We start from the raw sequence: 2,060 nt of genomic DNA, 5'->3' as shown, positions 1-2,060 counted from the left end.
CGGTGTCCTGTCTTGTCATCATACTTCATTATCTTGCCAGTGCGCACATTCCCATTGACATCTATCTGCCAAAAGATAGTTGAACCGCCCCATTTCTTTGAAGTGCCGACCTTGTACAAGGCAAACAGCCGTTCTGTCTCCTCTTTGCCAAAGACCGTTGAAATGTATCGGTACAAAGGATTGACATAATAGCCATGCAGTGTTTGCTCCACCAGCTTGCTATCAATGAAAGTTGGAAGAGGTTTCTCTTTCCTACACTCTTTGATTGGTGTTTTATATCTCCAATCATCATTGCAGTTGGCATCGGGATTGTCCTTGAAATAATCAGATGGAGAATAATGGTAGCCACAACTCTGTTCATGGTCACAACGCCCCACATTGTCAGGAAATACAATCTGTCCTTCCTCGTCAATATATCTTGCAAAGCAACGCTTACGCCTACATTGAGGGCAAGCATATCGGTTGCCCAGCTTGTATTTCTGTAGATGGAATCTATACTCACTCATAAGGCTCTGCACTTGTTGCACCTTGCACTTTCTGCACTTTTGCACTTGTTTGGCACAAAATGCAGCTTCTTTTGTGCAAGAGTGCAAGAAGTGCAAAGTGCAAACGGTGCAAGGTGGTGGTTCTACTTCTGTACTTTCTCATAATTGCCTTGCTTGTCTTTGATGATAAAGTTTTTCTGACAGAAGTCTTTGAGCATATACATGACAGTACGTCTTGCAAAACCGAAATCCGCTCCAGCCTTTACTGCTTCAGCAGTTACGAACTTGTTTCCCAACGAGTCAAGTACCTGTTTCTTCACAGGGTCGGTAGCCTCGGTTGAAACGAGGTCATCCATCCTTTTGTATGACTTCTCAAAGTAATCGCTCATCCGTATGGCTGCATTCACGGACTCCGCATCAACAAAATCCTTGTGAGACTCATCACAAGCCCAACGGAACAGTTGGAATATCAAGGCAAGCCGAGCAGTGTTCAAAGGAACTTTTGCAGCACGTGAGTCTATCATTTTTTCATCCGTAATGGCATTCTGCCGTTCTATGTCCTCATTCTGCCAATCATAGAATATGTCAATGGCTTCATCAGAGAAGTCAAGAACATTGAAGATGCCTTCCGTAAAAGGAAGAGCCACAGCCTTGTCTATGATTTCTTTCCATACACGGAATGGTCTTTCAATGATTGCAGCATCTTGTTTTGGAACCTTAACCCAAGGAGCAATCTTCAAACCTTTTGGGCATGTGATCAGAAAACGGTCAAGAAAACCATTCTTCTTAAATCCCATATCATAAAGTTCATGCACAATACCAGTCTGGATAGTTCCTACAATCTGTATGCAAGGATAGTCAATGCGTAAAGGGCAATCAAGATTACAACGAGAAACATCTACAGGCAAGCCATTGTGAGCCGACAGCATCTGTTGTACAAAAGAACTGTTGTTGTATCGGTTGATGGTGTTGAACAGCCCCATTATCTCATCCACCACAACTGCCACACCTCTGAGGTTGGCATCGTGATTACGCATCAGAATCTCTGGTGTGAAGTCATTCATGATATTCTTATGCAGGACTGGTACAGGAGGTAACGATTCCCATTCCGTCCGTTTTTTGCCCTTGTTTCTCTCCACAATGGCTGCATACTCATTCTTTAGAGCCTTGAACTTATGGTGCTCCTCAGTATCAATGTCGTGCAACGGTTTGTAGGCAAAGTTCAATGGTGGAGTCTTGCCGACTCCTGGTCTGCCAACAAGAATGACATATAGAATAGGTGAAGTAATCCAATTGCCTTTAATCCGGATATAGCAGGAGTTGCCGACGGCTGCTGCCATAGCGGATATTAGGGAAGTGACAGTGAACTCAATGGAATAGTTTTCCGTCCTTGCCAAATCAAGAATCATCTGCTGCATCGTCTGAGGGAATATGTCAAGCGGAATGCCAGAAGTGGCTACGCCCGAAGCCTCCGAGCGTAGCTTGTTACAAATTTCAAGCGCATCCATTACATTACCAGTTTAAGGGTTTGGGCTTGCGCTTGTTTCCTGCAAGAATGGCAGCGTTCTCCTCTTC

2 protein-coding genes are annotated in these 2,060 nt (G+C 44.2%); both read right to left on the bottom strand.

Annotation, left to right across the window (positions count from 1 at the left end; all coding sequences use genetic code 11):
* On the bottom strand, nt 1-506 hold a 506-nt coding region (locus tag I6E38_RS14635; RefSeq protein WP_235394676.1), incomplete at its 3' end, for a PG0870-related protein.
* 122 nt (nt 507-628) lie between these two features.
* Nucleotides 629-1,993, bottom strand: coding sequence for a DUF3987 domain-containing protein (locus tag I6E38_RS14630; protein WP_235394675.1), 1,365 nt, complete (start codon nt 1,991-1,993; stop codon nt 629-631).
* Nucleotides 1,994-2,060: the final 67 nt, after the last annotated feature.

Source organism: Leyella stercorea (genome assembly GCF_021531355.1).
Taxonomy (GTDB): Bacteria; Bacteroidota; Bacteroidia; order Bacteroidales; family Bacteroidaceae; genus Prevotella.
This window is presented reverse-complemented; position numbering and strand designations above follow the sequence as displayed.

Bases quoted from the DNA above. Each gene is read 5' to 3' on its own strand.
- I6E38_RS14630 (WP_235394675.1), bottom strand. From the start codon at position 1,993: ATGGATGCGCTTGAAATTTGTAACAAGCTACGCTCGGAGGCTTCGGGC.